This is a genomic window from Clostridium sp., assembly GCF_050717515.1.
GTDB lineage: Bacteria > Bacillota > Clostridia > Clostridiales > Clostridiaceae > Clostridium_AD.
Genome location: NZ_JBOITL010000032.1, coordinates 321,376 through 341,510, shown reverse-complemented (window position 1 = coordinate 341,510; position 20,135 = coordinate 321,376). Strand labels below are relative to the sequence as shown.

19 protein-coding genes and 1 riboswitch are annotated in these 20,135 nt (G+C 30.4%); of the genes, 9 read left to right on the top strand and 10 right to left on the bottom strand.

The window, feature by feature from the left end:
* Nucleotides 1-2 precede the first annotated feature (2 nt).
* Nucleotides 3-431, bottom strand: coding sequence for a MarR family winged helix-turn-helix transcriptional regulator (locus ACREV6_RS17540; protein WP_431579334.1), 429 nt, complete (start codon nt 429-431; stop codon nt 3-5).
* Between the two features lie 341 nt (nt 432-772).
* Between ACREV6_RS17540 and ACREV6_RS17535 the strand changes: the two genes are divergently transcribed.
* Nucleotides 773-1,426 (top strand): hypothetical protein, encoded by a 654-nt coding sequence (locus tag ACREV6_RS17535; RefSeq protein WP_431579333.1) that lies wholly within the window; start codon nt 773-775, stop codon nt 1,424-1,426.
* 74 nt (nt 1,427-1,500) lie between these two features.
* The gene (locus ACREV6_RS17530) at nt 1,501-1,623 is read left to right on the top strand and encodes a hypothetical protein (RefSeq protein ID WP_431579332.1); all 123 of its coding nucleotides are present in this window, start codon (nt 1,501-1,503) and stop codon (nt 1,621-1,623) included.
* A gap of 4 nt (nt 1,624-1,627) precedes the next feature.
* On the opposite strand, the gene ACREV6_RS17525 is transcribed toward ACREV6_RS17530, so the two are convergent.
* On the bottom strand, nt 1,628-2,842 hold the full coding sequence (locus ACREV6_RS17525) for a leucine-rich repeat domain-containing protein (RefSeq protein WP_431579331.1): 1,215 nt from the start codon (nt 2,840-2,842) through the stop codon (nt 1,628-1,630).
* 92 nt (nt 2,843-2,934) lie between these two features.
* On the opposite strand from ACREV6_RS17525, the gene ACREV6_RS17520 reads away from it, so the two are divergent.
* Both ACREV6_RS17520 and ACREV6_RS17515 read left to right on the top strand, forming a co-directional pair.
* Complete coding sequence (locus ACREV6_RS17520) at nt 2,935-3,180, top strand: hypothetical protein (protein ID WP_431579330.1); 246 nt, start codon at nt 2,935-2,937, stop codon at nt 3,178-3,180.
* A gap of 343 nt (nt 3,181-3,523) precedes the next feature.
* Complete coding sequence (locus ACREV6_RS17515; RefSeq protein WP_431579329.1) at nt 3,524-5,227, top strand: oleate hydratase; 1,704 nt, start codon at nt 3,524-3,526, stop codon at nt 5,225-5,227.
* 78 nt (nt 5,228-5,305) lie between these two features.
* Here the strand turns inward: ACREV6_RS17515 and ACREV6_RS17510 are convergent, their stop codons facing one another.
* Together ACREV6_RS17510 and ACREV6_RS17505 are read right to left on the bottom strand one after the other, a co-directional pair.
* A complete protein-coding gene (locus ACREV6_RS17510) occupies nt 5,306-5,863 on the bottom strand; it encodes a TetR/AcrR family transcriptional regulator (RefSeq protein WP_431579328.1) in 558 nt (185 codons plus the stop codon).
* Between the two features lie 95 nt (nt 5,864-5,958).
* On the bottom strand, nt 5,959-7,173 hold the full coding sequence (locus tag ACREV6_RS17505) for a TerD family protein (RefSeq protein WP_431579327.1): 1,215 nt from the start codon (nt 7,171-7,173) through the stop codon (nt 5,959-5,961).
* A gap of 251 nt (nt 7,174-7,424) precedes the next feature.
* On the opposite strand from ACREV6_RS17505, the gene ACREV6_RS17500 reads away from it, so the two are divergent.
* A complete protein-coding gene (locus ACREV6_RS17500) occupies nt 7,425-9,374 on the top strand; it encodes a DUF2207 domain-containing protein (RefSeq protein WP_431579326.1) in 1,950 nt (649 codons plus the stop codon).
* Between the two features lie 88 nt (nt 9,375-9,462).
* The gene (locus ACREV6_RS17495; RefSeq protein WP_431579325.1) at nt 9,463-10,005 is read left to right on the top strand and encodes a LemA family protein; all 543 of its coding nucleotides are present in this window, start codon (nt 9,463-9,465) and stop codon (nt 10,003-10,005) included.
* Between the two features lie 136 nt (nt 10,006-10,141).
* Here the strand turns inward: ACREV6_RS17495 and pepF are convergent, their stop codons facing one another.
* Nucleotides 10,142-11,950 carry an oligoendopeptidase F gene (pepF, locus tag ACREV6_RS17490; protein ID WP_431579324.1) on the bottom strand — a complete coding sequence of 603 codons (1,809 nt, stop codon included), beginning with the start codon at nt 11,948-11,950 and terminating at the stop codon, nt 10,142-10,144.
* Nucleotides 11,951-12,344: 394 nt separating this feature from the next.
* Nucleotides 12,345-13,376 carry a helix-turn-helix domain-containing protein gene (locus ACREV6_RS17485; protein WP_431579323.1) on the bottom strand — a complete coding sequence of 344 codons (1,032 nt, stop codon included), beginning with the start codon at nt 13,374-13,376 and terminating at the stop codon, nt 12,345-12,347.
* Nucleotides 13,377-14,126: 750 nt separating this feature from the next.
* Here ACREV6_RS17485 and ACREV6_RS17480 point away from each other — a divergent pair.
* A complete protein-coding gene (locus ACREV6_RS17480; protein WP_431579322.1) occupies nt 14,127-14,447 on the top strand; it encodes a hypothetical protein in 321 nt (106 codons plus the stop codon).
* Here the strand turns inward: ACREV6_RS17480 and ACREV6_RS17475 are convergent.
* Nucleotides 14,424-14,618 (bottom strand): hypothetical protein, encoded by a 195-nt coding sequence (locus ACREV6_RS17475; RefSeq protein ID WP_431579321.1) that lies wholly within the window; start codon nt 14,616-14,618, stop codon nt 14,424-14,426. The genes ACREV6_RS17480 and ACREV6_RS17475 overlap by 24 nt on opposite strands.
* A gap of 308 nt (nt 14,619-14,926) precedes the next feature.
* Between ACREV6_RS17475 and ACREV6_RS17470 the strand changes: the two genes are divergently transcribed.
* The gene (locus ACREV6_RS17470) at nt 14,927-15,715 is read left to right on the top strand and encodes a CPBP family intramembrane glutamic endopeptidase (protein WP_431579320.1); all 789 of its coding nucleotides are present in this window, start codon (nt 14,927-14,929) and stop codon (nt 15,713-15,715) included.
* 355 nt (nt 15,716-16,070) lie between these two features.
* Here ACREV6_RS17470 and ACREV6_RS17465 read toward each other — a convergent pair whose 3' ends face one another.
* From ACREV6_RS17465 to ribB, 3 genes are all read right to left on the bottom strand, one after another.
* Nucleotides 16,071-17,057, bottom strand: coding sequence for a phosphotransferase enzyme family protein (locus ACREV6_RS17465; RefSeq protein WP_431579319.1), 987 nt, complete (start codon nt 17,055-17,057; stop codon nt 16,071-16,073).
* A 57-nt stretch (nt 17,058-17,114) separates the two neighbouring features.
* Nucleotides 17,115-17,741 (bottom strand): HAD family hydrolase, encoded by a 627-nt coding sequence (locus tag ACREV6_RS17460; protein ID WP_431579318.1) that lies wholly within the window; start codon nt 17,739-17,741, stop codon nt 17,115-17,117.
* A gap of 165 nt (nt 17,742-17,906) precedes the next feature.
* Nucleotides 17,907-18,545 carry a 3,4-dihydroxy-2-butanone-4-phosphate synthase gene (gene ribB / locus ACREV6_RS17455; RefSeq protein WP_431579317.1) on the bottom strand — a complete coding sequence of 213 codons (639 nt, stop codon included), beginning with the start codon at nt 18,543-18,545 and terminating at the stop codon, nt 17,907-17,909.
* 318 nt (nt 18,546-18,863) lie between these two features.
* A riboswitch (FMN riboswitch) is annotated at nt 18,864-18,977 on the bottom strand.
* 482 nt (nt 18,978-19,459) lie between these two features.
* Between ribB and ACREV6_RS17450 the strand changes: the two genes are divergently transcribed.
* Nucleotides 19,460-20,071 carry a sialidase family protein gene (locus ACREV6_RS17450; RefSeq protein ID WP_431579316.1) on the top strand — a complete coding sequence of 204 codons (612 nt, stop codon included), beginning with the start codon at nt 19,460-19,462 and terminating at the stop codon, nt 20,069-20,071.
* Nucleotides 20,072-20,135 lie beyond the last annotated feature (64 nt).

Here is a 20,135-nt window from a genome sequence, read left to right as displayed (position 1 = left end):
TTTTAATTCTCCTTCAATGTCGTTACATTATCTACCATTTCGGCTAGTATGCTTCTTATTTTTTCAATATCAGAATTAGGAATGTTATCAATGAGAATATCTTCCCATCCCTTCAAGACTTCTGTAATGCTAGAAAATATATTTCTTCCTTTATCGGTTAAATATATTCCCTTTTCTCGTCTATCACTTTCACTAATTACTCTATTAACATAATTATATTTTTCAAGATGGGTGATTATTTTTGTTATAGTGGCCTTATTAAATAAAAACAATTCGTTTATTTCGGTTAGGTTAGCCCCATTATCATCCCTTAAAAATAACAATACTTCCGCTTGAACTTTATTTAGATTGTATTTTTTTAGCTTAGCATCTACAAAATTATTTTCATTTCTATATAATATTGAAATATTTCTTCCTATTATTTTACGCATATTTTCCTCCTCCCATAATAGTTGCCCAAGAAACTATTATACTTCATACTAGTTTCTTAGGCAACTATTTTTTACAAAAATCAATATAAGTAAGGCGTCCCGTTGTTGAAAAAAGCCCCCTTATTCATTACTGTACCTCTTTAAGAATATATTATAATAAATTCAAAAAAAGTAACTAACTTCTATTTAATATGATAAAATATTAGGTATAGGAGTACGGTTGTATTTACGTGACATTATTTAAGGGTAAATACTATCATGTAGCTGTTTTTTTAATTAATTGTTATCCTAAACCATATAAAAAGAGTAATTTATATAAGTTTTTGGGAGGGAAAGTGATTATGAAAAAATTTTTATCATTATTATGTATTGGAACTTTATCAATTGGAAGTTTAGTGGGATGTTCAAACACGAACACAAGTCAAACTGTTGAAGTTCAAAATAATAAGAATCAAATAGTAACAAAAGCTACTAAAAATAAGTTTGGAGTACTGGAAATAAAAAAAATTTTAGTAGAGGCTAATAGTTGGATGGATGATTGGCTTAATGGATCATTTAAGACAACTAATCAGACAATCGGCTTAGTTAATGGAAAATACATTGTAAAGAAAATAGAAAGTTCTAAATACCCTAATGGAAAAGAATTTAAAAAACTAAAAAAATATTATTCACAAGATGTGATTAAGAAAGAATTAGCAATGTTGGGGCTTGTTTATATAGATGGAGAATTAGGTAGAATACAGGGATTAACCTTTTGTGAGGCAACTTGTGTAACTGAAAATTCAAAAATGAAGTTATTAGTAGATGAGGAAAATAGGAAAGTTGTTAATGTTGAAAAAGTTAGTATTGATAATATTGACAATATTGATTCCAACTTTGATTTAGAAAATTGTGGAATTAAATATGAGTTATGTAAAGACGAAAAAGGACAATGGATTATCAGCAAAGAAGAAGGATATATGAATACTGATTATATTATAAAAAAAATTAATTAAAGAAAGAAATAGTAACTAAAAATATTGATTATGAAGTTATAAGTGAAGAAGAGATTAAGACAGTTGCTTTGCGGGTGGCTGATAATATAAAGAAAATACTTAGCACTATATCAACTAAGTATTTTAATGGAAAACCGTTGGAGTTAAAGACTATAGAAACAGTAAATAATAAAAAGATAGCTGTTATTACTTACTAAAAATTTATTTTACAATTATGCTCCATTTATAAACATTAAAAGCAGGTCCACTATTTTTGTTTTTCACAACAATTCTAAATATATATGAGCCTTTCTTTTTAAATAAATTACTATTTAGCTTTACTTTATTATTCTTTAAAATTTCAGGTTTTATATTTACATAATCATAATATGAATAATACATGCCAATATAAGGAGTTATACTGTTAGTTTCATCTGCGCGTTTAAAATCATAAGTGATTATACTATTTTTGGGTCTATTACTAAAAGGTAAAGTGATAATACAACTTTTACCTAATGATACTTCTAGCTTTATATCATGTCTTTTAGGTAGATATTTTTTATAATTTTCATTTAACTTGTAATTATCAAAAACATTTAAGTCAGTTAATTCAAGCATGTTTCCTATGCTAGCTGGAATGGAAGTCAGTTTATTATTAAATAAATTAAATGTTTTAAGCTTTTTTAAATTTCCAATATTCTTAGGTAATTGTGTAAGATTATTATGACTAATATCTAATTCTATAAGATTTGTTAAATTTGAAATACTTTCAGGGACGGAAGTTAAGCCAGTTGAATGAATATCTAATGTCTCTAGCTTTTTTAAATTTCCGATTTCCTTTGGTATAGAACGAATATTATTGTTAGAAAGCATAAGAAATTGTAAATTAATCAAATTTCCAATCTCTTTAGGTATCGATTCAAGTTGATTTAAGCCAAAACGTATATATTTTAGTTTTCGCAATTTGCCTATTTCAGGTGGTATATTTTTAACAGAAAAAGCTTTGCAAAAATCAAGAGCTTCTAAATTAGTTAATTTTCCTATTTCAGCAGGTATTGTTGTTACGTTATTTTTGTAGCAATTTAAACTTGTTATACCCGTTAAGTATCCAATCCCAGTCAAGATAGCCATATCACCAGGGTGGCAGTCAAATTCACCTTTAATCCCTGCGAGCTCTTTTTTAGTTACTATACCATCTACATTTTTCTTCAGCTTTTCTGCAACAATTTTTGCTAAAACAGGATCAGGAAACACTTTGGAAATCTTTGACGGAAAATTTATTTCCATAGAATTTTCATTGGATTTATTTGTTTTTGTTGCACTTAGGCAAACATTGGACTTATCTACATTAGCTATTTTTTCATAGGAATAGACTAATGTTGGCGAAAGAGAAACTAATATGCACAGTATAAGTACACTTACTTTATTTTTATTCACTATATTACCCCCTCAAAAAATTATATATAACTTAATTTCAAAATATATACTTATAAGATATAATTATACTATAACTAATTGTGTTAGGTAAGATGAATATTTTTAATTATCCTGAAAATTTTAATCCCAACAGTAATATACGACAAACTCCTTTTTATACTTATTCTATAAAAATTGTAATTGATGGTAAAGAAAAAAATATATATTGGAAAGATGAAAATGTTTCTGAAACTAAAGAGGTTATTCAATTTAGAGATTTATTTAAAAAAATTCAAGAAACAATAAATAACAAAGAAGAATATAAGAAGTTACCTCCTGAAAACGGAGGATATTATTAAATGTAATGTAATGTAATATATGAAGAATCATCTTAAAAGTATAAGCCACAATATTCTTATAAGTATTGAAATCTATTACTTTCAGATTAGGGCAAATGGATACCAAGTTTATTATCAATAATATGTTTTAGATTGAGTTCACTTTGAAGATTAACTTTCACAAATCAAAGATTTTGTTGCAAATTTGCACAATCGACCTCTTTTGATGATTTACTCTCCTTTATAAAAATCATATTATTGTTATAAATAATCCAATACAATTTTTTTGTACTAAATAAAAAACTTAGTACTGGATTACTATAAATAAACTTAAATTTTTAAATTAAAAGGAGATAGATTAATTGTGGTAAATTATGAAAGAATTAAAACATTAAAACCTGAAGGAATTCAAAATAAAAAAGCATATCTAATTGGTGGAGGTATCGGTTCACTGGCGGCTGCTGAATACCTAATTCGAGATGGTCATATGGAGGGTAAAAATATTACTATTTTAGAACAAAAAAATATTTTAGGTGGTTCTATGGACGGTTCTGGAAATGCAAAAAATGGATATGTTGCACTTGGCGGAAGAGAAATGGAAGAGCATTATGAATGTATGTGGGATTTATTCGGAAAAGTGCCATCATTAGAAGAACCTGGACGAACTGTTTTAGATGAATTTAGCGAATTAAATAAAGCTGACCCTAACTACTCTAACTGTCGAGCTATTGCTAACCGTGGAGAAAAACTTAATTTTTCAAGTCTTGGACTAGGAGAAAATCATGTTAAACAACTTACTAAATTATTCCTTGCTACAGAAGATTCTTTAGGTGCAGCTACTGTTCAACAATTTTTCGATGCTTCCTTCTTGGAAACTGATTTTTGGTTATATTGGAGAAGTATGTTTGCATTTGAAAATTGGCACGCTCTTGTAGAAATGAAACGTTATATGCATCGTTTTATGCATTTAATGCCAGGAATGAGTAAAATGGAAGGGTTAGTTTTCACTAAATATAATCAATACGATTCCATGATTCTTCCACTAAAAAAATTATTAGAGTCACAAGGAGTAGTCTTTGACTTAAATACTCAAGTAACTGATTTAGATATAGATATAACTGCAGATAAAAAAACAGTTACAGGAATTCATTTAACTCATAATGGAAAAAAAGAAGAACTTATTAAAACTACAGAAAATGATTTAGTATTCTTTACTAATGGATCTATGACTGAAAATGCTACACTTGGAAATATGGATAAAGCCCCTATACTCGATAGAAGTGAAGGTGGATGCTGGAGTCTGTGGAAAAAAATAGCTAAAAAAGATGACGCGTTCGGAAAACCAGAAGTATTCTGTAGTGATATTGATAAAACTACATGGGAATCATATACAATAACTGCTAAAGGTCCTAAAATGAGAAAACTTATGGAGAAATTTGCTGAAAGAGAGTTTGCTCCCCATCAAACTGCAACAGGTGGAATAATAACAGTTAAAGACTCAAACTGGTTATTAAGTGTTACTGTTAATAGACAACCTCAATTTACTGATCAACCTGATGATGTAATAGTTCTATGGGCATATGCACTATTCCCTAATAATGAAGGTGATTTCATTAAAAAGAAAATGAGCGACTGTACTGGAAAAGAATTATTACAAGAGCTTTTATATCATTTAGGAATTGGTGAAAAAGATATGCAGGAATACATTGAAACATGTATTGTAATTCCTTCTATTATGCCTTATATTACAAGTCAATTTATGCCTCGTGTTAGAGGAGATAGACCACAAGTTGTACCTGTTGGTAGTACAAACCTTGCATTTTTAGGTCAATTTGCAGAAATTAAAGATGATTGTGTATTTACTGTTGAATATTCAGTTCGTTCTGCTATTATAGCTGTATATACTTTACTCCGACTTGAAAAAAATCCACCTGAAATATATGCTAGCCAATATGATATACGTGTTGTTGCAAATGCAATTAAAGCACTAAATAGTGGAAGACCATTACCAGCTGAACCAATTATCAAAAAATTATTGAGCAATACAAGTTTAGAAGGCTTAATTTAAGCTTATTTATCTAAACAATAAAAAGCTATGAAATATGAGTATAAAACCATAATTTCATAGCTTTTATATATAATACTATTAAGGTATTTTGATTTCTAATAGTGCTTTATGGGTATCCCCACATAATATTTTACTAAGATTATCAATAATCTCCTCTGGATTTTCTATCATATTTTTTCTTATCCATTCAAGCAATAAACCAACAAGCGCAACCTTATAAAAATTCACTACAAATTCCTTTCCTTTTTCAGACACTTCTGTACCTAAGGTAATTTCATCTACAACATTTAAAACCAGGTCGTAAACTGCACTGTATAAGTGAGTTTCTAATTTATCTCGACCAATAGAGTTATAAGCATTTAGCACCATTTTGCGGTTTTTACTCAAATAATAAAATATTCTCAAAAACCCCTCTTGCCATGTTTTATAGGTTTTATTTTCTTCCATTACATCTGCAACTTCATTTTTAAAAATCCACTCTAAAAGTGCATAAATATCTTGAAAGTGATAATAAAATGTACGACGATTTACTTTACACACTTTAACAATATTATTAACTGTAATTTTAGCTAAAGGAGTAGTATTCATTAAACTTTTTAATGACTGTGCTAAAGCTTGTTTCGTGATCTCTGACATATTTTACACCTGGGTTCCTAAATCTAGACTAATCTGAACAAGTCAGAATATTCTATACTTAATCACCTTCTCCTTTCATTAGAATAAATTAACGCTTATTTAAAGTTGTTTTTCGGCCCTTTATCCATAACTATTTCTATGTTACCGTCAGCACCCTTCATTAACATTGGTCTGTTCTCTGAACCTTGTGTACTGTACATTTCAATAGGTTTTATTACGATCCCATCTGTTGTGTTTAATAACATTCCTGGTACACAGGTGTATATTCCATTATTATCATTTGCATTTTCTGCAGAAATCGTAACTACTGTACCTGCGTTGTTATCTATGCACATAGATACTTTATACTTGTGGAAAGAACCAGATCCATTTGACTGTGCAGAGTAAGCTACAGGAACTACTGCAATAATATCGTCATTAAAACGTATTTTAATTATTTCTGTTTTGCTAACTTCTTTTTTTGCCTTGCCCCAACCTAGTTTTTTACCTCTTCCTACATCTCCCATATGCTCTACAGTCCCGTTATCGAAATTTTGCAATACTGGTACACCTTTAGCGCCGAACATAGCTACATCAATTTGTTTACCAGACTTAGTGTATACTAGTGCATAAATATCATAGTCTGTACCAGAATCCCAAGAAACTGATGCTGTTATTTCGGTAGTTTTTTCAATTAAAATAGGCTTCTCGCCTTTGGATAAATTCACTTTACCACTGGTCTTCTTAAGGTTAACAACTGACTTAACAGGTTGTACAGACTTAACAGGATTCACAGGTTGTTTTTCTTCTGCTTCCACTTCTACTCCATAATTTAAACATAATCCATCTAGACCTGCTGCAAATCCCTTCCATATTGCCTTAGCTTTTGCACTTTCGTTTCTTAGATACAATTCAGTAACAACTATGCCATTTTCAGTTGTGAAACTTGAGGGTATTAGCTGAATAATGTCACTGCCTACATGTATTTCAGCTTTTAAGTTTTTCACACTTGCAAATCCAGTATTATTTCCCTCTGTCAATGTTACAGCTATTTTAGTTATACCTCCTGATGACTTGCTTAAATCAAAATCAATTTTATGTATTTTTGTACTTCCGCTGTCTACAGAAGGAATAAATGTAGCTATACCATTTGGTCCTTCCATCTGGTTGTAGAATACTATTCCACTATCACCTAAAACTTTTCCTGCGTCTGTCACAAGAAAAGCGGTTAAAGATACATCTGTATTTATGTCTATATCATGTGTTACAATAACACAACCTTTTGAAGAACTAAGAGATGTGTTACCACCTGTTTTTAACTCTTGAATCATATATATCCACCTTTCTTTTGATAAGTCTTGATAATTGAAACTTATAATAATGCTTTATATTATATTCTACTATGAACTGTTGCCCCTAAACAAGTAGAAGCAACAAAAAATAGTTTCGTAAGGAGAGTTAATAAAAAAACTATTATGTCCCTGTAAGTAATCTTTATAGTTTTTATGCAAAAGTTAAAATATGAAATATAGTGAAATTTTTCAATATATTGTATATAATAACATTATAGGGAGGTGAAGTTATGAAAAAAGGGTTCACAATAATTTTTACTAGAATGTTTTTGGTTATTACTCTCTTTACTCTCACGACATTAAATCAACAGGTAAATGCTTCAGAAAATAGAACCTATAATTTATCTGGGTATGATATTAATGTAATAGTAAATAAAGATGGTTCAGCTAACTTTGAAGAACGACTTACTTATAATTTCCATGGTAAGTTTAATGGAGTTACTAGAGATGTTGATTTTTCTCTTACAAAAGGCTTAAAAGATAAAAAAGTTTATGTAATGGAAAATGGTGATTTAAAAGAAGTTCAGCTAAATTCCAGTAATTCTCTTGATGAAGCAGGCAATCCAGGTACTTATAACTTTATAGAGGAAGGAACCTCGGCAGGATTCAAAATTTTTGAGGTTTCAGAAAATCAAGAAAAAACCTTTGTTATAAAATACAAATTAATTGATGCTGTTACAAAATATAAGGATACAGCAGAGTTTAACAGAAAGGTAGTTGGCACTGAGTGGCAAACTAGATTAGATAACATCAAGATAAAAATAACGCTGCCCCTAGGTGCTGCGAAAGAAGAACTTAAAGTCTTTGCTCATGGTCCGCTTATAGGCGAATCTTCCATATTAGATGGCCGTAATGTAGAATTTACCGTACCAACAGTGTCACCGAGTACTTTTATAGAAACCTTGGTTTTATTTCCTGTAAAGCTTGTTCCTGGATCAAGTAATATAGTAGCTGAAAATGCACTACCTAGAATAATGTCTAATGAAGCTGACCTTGCAAATAAAGCAAATATAGCAAGAGAGCAGGCAAGGCAGGACGTAAAACAGCAAGTTGAAATGCAAACTAAGAGAGATATCGATGTAGCACAGCGTAAATCTGTAGGTAGTCCTCTAGCAATACTTCTCTTACTATTATGGTTTCCAGTAATTATTTATATATATCAAAAATATGATAAAGAGCTTAAACCAAACTTTGAAGGAAAGTACTACAGGGAACTTCCAGGCGAGTATACGCCAGCAGAAATGAGTGTTTTGATGTCTTTTGGCACAGTAAATACTAGAGATGTAATGGCTACCCTTATGGATCTTACACGAAAGAAGAAACTGTTAATTTCTCAAAATAAGGTTAGTAAAAAGGGTTTCTTTAATAGTAAGGAAATAAATCAATATACGATTAGCTTAAATGAAAAAGCACCATCAATAATATTGAAAAAGCACGAAGAGTTTTTGATAAGCTGGTTTATAGGTAAAATAGGAAATGGAAATTATGTTGTACTTGATGAAATAAAGGATTATGTTAAAAAGAATAGCAAAGCACTAGAATTTAAGGCCGATTACGATAAATGGGTTACATTTGTACGGAAGGAAGCTGATAAAAATATTTTCTTTGATCAAACCTGTAAAAAGGGAACCGCACTTGGAGTATTAGCAGGATTTGCTTATTTATTAATTGGAGTAGCTATTACATTACTATTGTCTGCTCCAATTGCTGTAGCTCTTATAATCCAAGGTATTATACTAGTTGTTTTCGGAGTATTAATAAAGAGAAGAACAGCATATGGAAACGAGCAGTATGCAATGTGGCAGTCCTTCAAAAACTTTTTAAAGGATTTCAGCAGATTAGATAAAGCTGAAATCCCTTCTATTGTAATATGGGAGCACTATCTTGTTTACGCCGTTTCTCTAGGTGTGGCAAAGGAAGTTATAAAGCAGCTTCCTATTGTTTTCAGAGATGAGGATTTAAATAATAATCAGCTCACCTATATGTATGGAGCAAGCTATGGTTACTTTGGTGGCTTTGGTGCAATGTTTGATGATACTATCCATACCGTGCAGGGTGCAATTTCCACAGCGCAAAGCGTAGCAAGTTCCCAAGATTCATCATCTTCTGGCGGTGGTGGCGGCTTTAGTGGCGGTAGCTCCGGTGGTGGCGGTGGTGGTGGCGGTGGTGGTGCATTCTGATGCATTCGTGCATTTTGATGCATTCGTGCATTCTGATAGTTTCGCATATTTTAATGTCACATTATTTTAAAAATAAAGGAGTGATTTTATGTTAATTCCAATAATTATAATATCCGTACTAGTACTAATGCTGATTGCTCTTTATAATATCCTTATAGGCAAGCGTAATAAGGTGAGAAATTCATGGAGCCAAATTGATGTACAGCTAAAAAGGAGATTTGATCTTATCCCTAACCTTGTTGAAATTGTAAAAGGCTATGCTAATCATGAACGTAGCACCTTTGAAGCAGTGACCTCAGCCAGGACTAACTATCTTTCCTCTAATACACCAGACGAAATGATGAAGGCTAATGGTGAGTTAACACAGGTACTTGGAAAATTATTTGCTGTAGCAGAGGCCTATCCACAACTTAAAGCAAATACAAATTTTCTTGAACTTCAGGGAGAATTATCAAAAACAGAGGATAAAATTAGCTATGCAAGACAATTTTACAACGATGTAGCTATGGATTACAATAACTCTGTACAAATGTTTCCGTCAAGCCTTGTGGCAAGCATGTTTAGTTTCAAGGAAGAACCTTTCTTTAATGTGGATGCAGCGGAAAAAGCTGCTCCACAGATTAAGTTTTAGCAAGGACTCAGGCAATTATAAAGTATTTATACTATTTAGCGATATTTAAGAAGGACATTTAGACTCCCACTTTTATTTGAGTGGAATCTAAATGTCCTTCTTAAGTCGTTAATACTGCAGTATGGTGGATGATGATTTAGCCTTCAATTTCCTCAGTGAGCTTTATTATCTCATCAATTATATTACCAATATGCTCTATAGTATCAAGCAGTGGTTTTTCTGTGGTTATATCTACTCCAGCCATTTTCGCAAGCTCTACTGGTGTTTTAGTTGAGCCTGCTTTAAGTACCTCTCTCCAATCATCTATAGCTGGTTGTCCTTCTGTTAAAATCCTCTTGCTAACCTCTGTTGCTATGGTAAGTCCTGCACTGTAAGTATAAGGATAAAGTCCCATGTAATAATGAGGCTGTCTCATCCAAGTAAGTTCTGCTCCATCATTTATTTTCACGTCATCTCCCCAGAACTTTTCAAGTACACTTCTTTTTATTTCATTAAGTTTTGTAGCTTGAACGCTTCCGCCCTGATCAATTATATTGTATACCTCTCTTTGATACGCTGCTTCTAAGAGGTGCGTTACAAAGTTATGATAATAGGTATGTCCTATCATTGAGGATAAAACCCATCTCTTAAATCTAGAATCATCATTTTCTTTCATAAGATAATTTGCCATGAGCATCTCATTCATTGTAGATGGTGCTTCTACGAAATATGTTGAGACCTCTGTATCAAATATATTTTGGCTTTCATTGCATAAACTGAAGTGTCCTGCATGCCCAAGCTCATGAGCTAGTGTAAAGACCTCTGCCATTTTTTCAGTCCAAGAAATTAAAATGAAAGAATGACTTCCATAAGGACTTGCACAGAACGCTCCTGTAGCTTTCCCCTTGTTTTGTGCAAAATCAATCCACCTTTCATCATAAGCTCTTTTAACCATCGCACGGTAATCTTCACCGAGTATAGATAATGCCCCCTCAATATATTTCTTAGACCCTTCCACTGTTATATTAGGTTCGTAGCCTGGATCAACTGAAACCTTCAAATCCGCAAAAGTCATTTCTTCTATTTTATGTATCTTTTGAAGAAGCTTCGCATACTTTCTCATGTGAGGTGCGAGCTTCTCCATGATTAAGTCTATCTGCCTGTTATATAACTGTCTATCTACCTTTTGAGAGAATAATAAACTGTCTATAACGGAATCAAACCCTCTAAGTGTTGCCATTGTTTTTTCCTTTTGTACTTGAGTTTGATAAGCTGCTGCTACAGTGTGCTGATATTCCCTTAATTTAGAAGAGAAAGCTTCAAAAGCAGCTCTACGGAGCAATCCATCATTTTCAGATTCCCATTCTTCTTCAAAAAGTCCAAAACTAAGTGGATACTCCACTCCGTCTACAGTAAAGTTATTAAAATCCATATCTGCAAGCTTAGCTCGTTCATAAATGCTATAAGGAGCTTCTAATGTTCCCGCTAAAGCAGCTACTACTCTTTCTACTTCTGGATGGAGTGCATGTGCCTTATCTCTTTTTATATCCTTTAAATAATTGCTATTTTCCTTTGACTCACTTATTGCATCCTCAATAATTCTTTCATCAGCTTGTATAATTTCGCTTTTTACAAAGCTCAACCTGCTATCAATATCAGATGCCACATTCATATATTTCATAGCTCTGTCTTGGTTTTCATTGTTAGTATGATCCACTGAAACTGCAAGCTCTGCGTAAGATCCTGCACGGTACGAAATCTCGGCTATTTCTCTCACTTTATCCAAACATTGATTAATATTGCTTGCTGTATTCAGCTTTCCTTTATAACTTTTTTCTACCTCAAAAGTAAGTTCTTGAAGCTCTTTTACAGCTAAATTATACTGCTGCTCCGTTGCATAAATAGCAGATAAATCCCAAGTAAGTGATTGCTCTACATCTTTTCTATCCTTTAAAATTTTTCCCATTTTAAAGCCCCCTTTTAAATTAACATTGGTATTATTTATATTTTATACCTTATTATTGGTTTAGTCTATAGTCCAATGGAATATAGGATGTCTGCGTTAAGCCCTTTCAATATACTTTTCAGACCTATTTATTCACATATAATATTTAATACCTGTAATTGCAAGGCCTTGCGATTGGTTAGATAGCGCACTTAAGAATCTTAAAGCGCTACCTTCTGCTGGTATAAGTATCTCAAAGTGTGTAGATAAAGATGAGGCATTTTTGGAGTTTGCAACTGGAATAAAAGAAATAATTAAAGATATATTTCACAAAGTATACTCTAATGACCCTATTTATATATGTTTAACTGGGGTTATAAAAAGGATACATCCAACTCTTTTTACCAACTTAGTCTTATTCTAACAGGAATTTTATCCGAGAATCATTTTTTACAAAATCAAGGGTTTTGTCTTTTTTAATTGTCCCTTTTACTGCTATTTCATATTTATCTTTGTCCCAAGTTTTTGTCACATTAAATTTCATATGCTTATAAAGCTTTGACTTCATAGAATCGCCCATGCTACTTGCTTCATTTACCATATTTGTAATCATTTCTATAGCTTTTTCTTTATCCTGTTTTTCTTTTGCTAAAGATAACTCTAATTGATATTTATGGAATGCCCCTAAATCAAATACATCAGAAACCTTTTTAGCACGCTCTATGTATTCTTCTGCTTCACTAAATTTCTTTTCTTTATATAACAGCGCTATTATACAAGATAAAGTAGCAAATGTTTCATGTGAATTTTCCAATAATATGCCTTCATAAGTGCCATAAGCCTCATCAAATTTGCCGCTACTTTCAAATAATAATGCCTGTTGAATTTTTTTATCCACCTGTACTTCTGGAATTTTATCTAATGCTTCTTGAGCTTTTTTATACTCTTTTTTCGCCCTATACATTGCTGATAATTCTAATTTTGCCATAGAAGCTGTTTTTTCTTTACTACTTCCTGATACAAGTTCAAGCCAAGTAATAATTTTCCTTTCATATTTATCTTTTTCCTCAATTTGAGGCCCCAATAAATATATCCTTAATACTACTGATATCCAATATGTTAACTCATCACAACTTGGATATTGTTTAATTAAATCACCGGCCTTTTCAAAAGCCTTTTGGAATCCATCTTTTGATGCAATTTCACCTATCTCTTTTGTAAGCTTTTTTACTTCTACATCTGTTAATTCCTCATTAAATGCCAATAAAGTATTAATATCAATTTTTAAAACACGTGCAAGAGGTGCTAACAGTGCTATATCTGGACATGATATTCCTTTTTCCCACTTATTTACTGCTGGTGCACTTATATTTAAATAATTAGCAACTTGCTCTTGAGTAAGCTCTTCCTTTTTTCTATAATTTCTAATAATCTGACTTATTCTCATAAAATTAACTCCTCCATTTATTTGTACATTTAATTAACTTAGGACTTCGCTAAATAAATTATATCAAAGCTATATAATTTAAACAATTGAAGCATTTTCATCTTTTATTCATAAAAATTAACTATTAGTTAATTTAATTTTCAATAAATACAAGAAAACTACAAACACAAAAAAATGGTTTCCACTCCTTACTTACTTTAAGTTTTAAACTACGTTATTTATACTAAGTCATATGAAAAAGTCTTAAATAGCTCATTTTAACGTTGTTGCTATATGAACAAAGTGATGTATATTATTCCACTCAAATATGCTGATTTTATTGATTTGTCTCGTATCTATTTACACTATACAATATTAGTGTTTAAAATTGATATATTCTAGATATTAGAATATAATTAAAATATATATAATTTTATGTAATTTATAAAGAAATAAGATGCCATTGTATAATTATACGTAATAATTGAGAGGTGTTTTTATGAAGTATTTTAAATATGACCTATGGCGAGGGATTTTAATATATTTCAAAAATAATAAAATTTTATTATCTAAAGTAAATGATGATTAAGACATATTATTGTTCATCTATCGCAAAAATACAATTGATGAACAATTGTTATTTAAGATGAAATAAGATTACTGTAAGGATTATTGATAAAAACAACCAAAGCCATGGACATAGTTCATATCTTTATTAATTGGATAATTGGTTAAGGGTTTAATTTTATTTATAAAAAGGAGATATAAAATATGTGGAAAGTAATAATTAGATTATTGGTGCCGTTTACAGCCATATTTACCTATTTAACGACGAAATTTTATATGGTCAGAAAAAATTATTACAAGCTAACAGATAAATATAATAGTGTTTTTATAAAAAATTTAACGGATGAAGGAGTCCATAACTATATTTCAAATATTAACAAACTACCTAAAACTGCTTATAATCAAGTACAAAGTGATAAGATAAGAAAAATTTATATAATGGTTAATAAAAATAATAATATCAGTGAGGATTTAAAAGCACAATTAAGAGTTGCTTTAAAACTAAAAGGAATAGATAACATTTAACTTTAACCTTTGATGATGCGAATTAGACTTACCAAGTAAGCCTAATTTTGATATATTGTTTGATTTATCATTAGAATCATAGATTTCGGGTACTCTCATATCAAGACCAATAATATTATAAATTTCTTCAGGATACTGTTTAACCCAGTAAATTACTTCAATTCCTGACATGGAGTGAGGAAACAATATATAAGGACCACAACTATGAATTACCTTTACTGATTTACGGGATTACAATTTTTTAAAGATGATAAATAACAAAAACATTATATGTACACACAGGGATTGCTACTTACAAAGGTAGAGAACCAATTTTTAGATGTTTTAATCCCTTATACTTGAAAATTATGTTACAATTAGTATATAAGTAAACTATAATTTACTACACAATTATAGGAAATATGAACTAAATATTTCTTGTATTGAATGTAGCTGATAACTACAGAACAATTAAGGAACTAAGGTTGAAAGGAGATAATATGCGAAAAACGATTGAAAAGTATCCAGCAGTTTTATATTACATTTTTGTTCTTGTAATTAGTGGCGTATTACTTGTTCCGCAAAATGTTTTAAGTAAGGTTAGTGACTACTCGATATCATTTCCACAGTTAGCACCAACATTGGCTGTGCTTAGTATATACATTATTACAAAGAATAGAGATGTATGGATAAAAATTAAAAAGTCTTTTTCTCTTTTTGAAAAAAATTCGAAATGGATTCCGGTGATTTTAGTAATATCAATAACCTCAGTTGCTTTGACTGCGGGAGTTTTATCTTTTTTTGGTCTTTCATATCATCCATGGGAAGGGTCAATTACATTTCACATAGCAAATATAGTTGCCATGGTATTTGGGTGTATGTTTGAAGAAATAGGGTGGCGTGGTTTTTTACTCCCAACGCTTGGGAAAAAACATACTCCTTTTATTAGTACACTAATCGTTGGTGTCTTATGGGGATTTTGGCATATGTCTTTTAATCTTGGCATATTTGGATTTTTAATATTTATAGTGTCAGCAATGGAACTGTCTATTTTAATGACGTGGGTATATTACAAAACAGATGGAAATCTATTACTCATGACGATTTGGCATGTCTCAATAAATACAACTAATCAGTTCCTCTTAAGAGGACGATTAACTGCGGAAGGATTTACAGCATTTGTAGCTGTTTTAACAGTAATCTGTTTATTTGTAGTGATATTTAATAAAGATTTATTTATGAAAAAAAGACAGAATTTGAGCATAATTAGAAGTTGTGTTAATACGTAATGCATATATATTATGTTTGATGGGCGTATATTTGTTATCTTTTTACATTCTTTGCATTGATATTTAGTTGAATTTGAGCTACTTTTACCTCTTTGACTAATGTTTTCATCACTAAGAGGAGTACGTCAAATAATTTTAAAATCCTAAGAAGTCGCCAGTTTCATCGACTTCTTCATCTTTGAAATCCACCTCCATATCTTCCTTAAATATCAAACTCTCAATTTTCTTTTTATATCTTCTGGTTTTAAGCCATTCAACAAAGTCTTTTTCATCATTAATTATTTCAGACGCTATTGAATATTTTGTTTAGATTGTTATCATCAGCATTATAAATAAATTAGTCTTATAAAAAGTATTATTTTTCATGGCACAATTTAGAAAAATCCAAATCTATAAGTGGTTTTTTATTTTCTATACATTCTTTTCTGTAAATCATATATTTCTTTACCCATGGGCTGCAACTATCAAAAGTTTTCCAATTATATAGCATTGAATACATTATTATTTCTCTTAATTTTAAAAACAATGGCAATTTTGTAATCCAATAATTGTCTAAATGATTTTCCTTGTTATAACCTTCTAAAAAATATTTTATAAAGCATCTTGCATCTTTTTCTTTTTCATTAGAATCATAGTTTTCTACATAAAAATAAAATAATTGAACAGAAATATCATTTACAAACCAACCATATTCACAATCATCAAAATCAAAATATGTTATTACATTATCAGAAACGTTAAAATTTTTAAAGTGAATATCAGAATGAATAATTCCGTATGAAGAATAATTCTTAGGTAATTGATTTAATTCATCTAATGTGTTATAAAACTCTTTATATATAATCGTCTCACTTTTGTCAACAGTCACGTTTATGTAATTTAATAAATTTGAATTATACCATTGAGGTCTATGAAAATATTTTTTATTTAAATTGCATTGTTTTGATAAGTTATGCATTTCACCTGTGAGTCTTCCCATATTTTTAAATAATTCTTTATTTCTATATTGTTTTTTTGCATATATACCATATGCTTTTTTAAAAGCTGTTATAAAAAAATCATTGCCATCTACAGTTACAACTTCAATTAGTTTACCATTAAGAGATTCTATTGCACTAGACACAGAAACTTTATTATCAGATAAGAAACTAATCCAATCTAATTCTCCATATATGAACTTTAAATTTCTTCTTTTACTATTTGAAACTCTAAGAATATATTCTTTATTGTCTTTATAATAACTGTAGACAATATTTTGATGACTTATAAGCTTTTTTAGGCTGTTTCTGCTTATTCCATAGCGTTCCAAACACGCGTTTATAATCTTATTATTAAGCTCCATTATATCTTTATCTCCCCAATATAAATTATTCATCTGAATAATATAGTGCTATAATTACTAGCCGATTTTTTTAATAGCATCTATTAATTGAATTGGCTCATTTATTACAAATTTATTATTAGGATATTTACTTCTGTCATATCCCCAACCATATTCAACTAAAATTATATGTTCAATCTTAGCCTCTATTGCAGAACTATAATCAGATAATCTATCACCAATTACTATCACTTCATTAGTTTTAAGCTTATATTTTTCAAGTATAAGTTTAAATTTTTTAGATTTGTCGGTTGTACAATTACCATCTATAAAAGAAAAATATTTGTATATATTATACTTTATAAGCTTTTGTATAACTTCTTTTGTATAATTTGAAGATATTAAGATTAAATTGTAATAAGTATTTGCCCAACTTAAAACATCTTTAATTCCATAAAAGATTTCTGGATTTTGATTTCCAATCTCTTCCCCAAAGATTTTCATAGCTTTTTTTTGTTCATCTATGTCCATGCCAAGATTTTTGTAACATTCACTAAAATTAGCTCCATATGACTTTCTAAATTCGTCAATTGCATCAGGAATTTTAACATTAAGTTTATTTCCTATAGTTTTATATATATCGTAAACAGTAGGAAATGAATCTACTATTACACCATCGTAATCAAAAATTATTAATTTAATCATTTTTTATCTCCTCCCCCAATAATTTAGTATATTTTTAAAATCACTTATTTATTTGGGCATTGCATAACATACAGTATCCCATAGATTTGAGTTATAATGGACATTAAAATAAATAGTAAAAAACATCACAGGAATAAACCTATGATGGTTTTTAATTTTAGCAACTTACATATTTTGTTTATATTCAAAAATATCCTCTATAGAAACAACAGTCATATCATGTTTTTTAGCAAAATCAATTATCTGTGGCAATTTCATCATTGTTCCATCAGCATTTGTAAGTTCACACAAAATTCCTGTTGGTTTATGTCCTGCTAAACGCATAAGATCAACAGTACCTTCTGTATGTCCACGTCTAACTAAAATCCCTCCTGTACGTGCACAAAGCGGAAAAACGTGACCAGGGTGACATAAATCTTCAGGTTTACAGTCATCTTTTACAGCAGTAAGAATTGTAGTAACTCTATCAGCAGCGGAAACTCCTGTAGTTACGCCTTCTTTAGCTTCAATTGAAATAGTAAATGCAGTTTCATATTTACATGTATTATTAGGAACCATTTGAGGTAAATTTAACTCTTTAATTTTATCTTCTGTTAAACAGAGACAAACAATACCGCTGCATTCTCTAATTAACATAGCCATTTGAGGCACAGTAAGTGTTTCAGCAGGAAAAATAAGATCTCCTTCATTTTCACGATTTTCATCATCAACAAGAATTATACCTTTACCTTGTTTAAGAATACCCAATGCTTTTTCTACGCGTTGTAAATTATTACCAAATTGATTCAATAGTGATTCATTCATTAAAAACCCCTCCAAATTATAATAAATTTTACATAAAGCACCTAAAGTTTTATACTGTATGTGTATTATCTTTCTGTGGAATTTGGCTATGACTGCAATATCACACTAGCATGTCTATTTTGTATATGTTAAACAGTTATCTACAAATTAACTTTTTTGATTATATAATGATGGCTTGATCACTGATCATTATGTAATAAAGTTAGTTTTTATTTTTAACACATTTTCCTAAATTACACCACAAAAAATCCCCTTAAGCAGCCTTAAGGGGATTTGAGAACGCAACAAATATACATAATAAAAACTACGTATAATTGCATTCACCTTCTTTCATCCAGACTATACTGTCGGCTCCGGAATTTAACCGAATCTGCCTTACGGCTTGCGGGCTATACCGCCGATAGGGAATTTCACCCAACCCTGAAGGATACTTTATATAACTTTATTATTAATATACCATTCACATTATCCTTTGTCAAACCAAAAAATCAAATTATAACCATTGAAAAGAAACTTAAGTTAAAATAGTTTCTTTTCAATGGGACATTGGTATTAGGGGCACTAACTGGCATGTTTACAACGAAAAACTAATAATATACTGTAAAATAAAAATTTTATGATTATTAGTTTGTAAAAAAAAGATGGGATGGTATAATATTTCTAATGATTAAGTTGTAACTGTATTTTTATACAAAGTAAGGATAAATTTACAGGGCTTGTGTTGTTTGCATTCCCATTATCACTTGCTTTTGTCCAATTAGATGTGCTGATGTATATAATAGAATTAATAGTAGCATATTTCATGCTTTAGTAGATAAACTCCTTTGAGGTAGATTTGAGGTATCACATTTATAATTAATATTGTAAGGTGGCCACTTACCAAAAAAATTATAATAATACAAGGAGGAATAAATATGAATTGTAAAAAGAAAGTAATTAAAGTCATTGCATGTGGAGCAACGGTATTAGCTATAGGGCTAACTCCATTTGCAAACACCTGTGCATTTGCTGCAAACACTGAAGAGGTTGGTGCTATTGCTAGAGTAAACACTCAAACTAACGAAACAAGTTACTCAGTGGATAATGGCAAGACTTGGTCCAAAAATGCTCCTCAAGGTTTGAAAGACAAAAATGCAACACAAAATACAGGTAAAATGGTGTACAAAGTTTTAGCTGATGGTACAGCTGTAGTAGAACAGGCGAACCCTTCTGATATGGCTGGCAATGGCATTATGATTAAAATAAATGCTGAAACTAATGAAGTAGTCTACTCAACAGATGGCGGTAAAACTTGGTCCAAAAATGCTCCTCAGGGTTTGAAAGACAAAAGTGCAACAGAAAATACAGGTAAAATGGAGGTTATTAAAGTTTTAGCTGATGGTACAAGTGTAGTAGAACAGTTGAATCCTTCTGATATAGCTGACAATGGCATTATGGCTAAAATAGACGCTGAAACTAATAAAGTAGTCTACTCAACAGATGGCGGTAAAACTTGGGTAACAGAATTACCAGGTAAGCTTAAATAATATATCAATATTAATACTGATGTAATGTTTAATATTCAGTAATCTGCCCCAAGTGCCTAAAAAT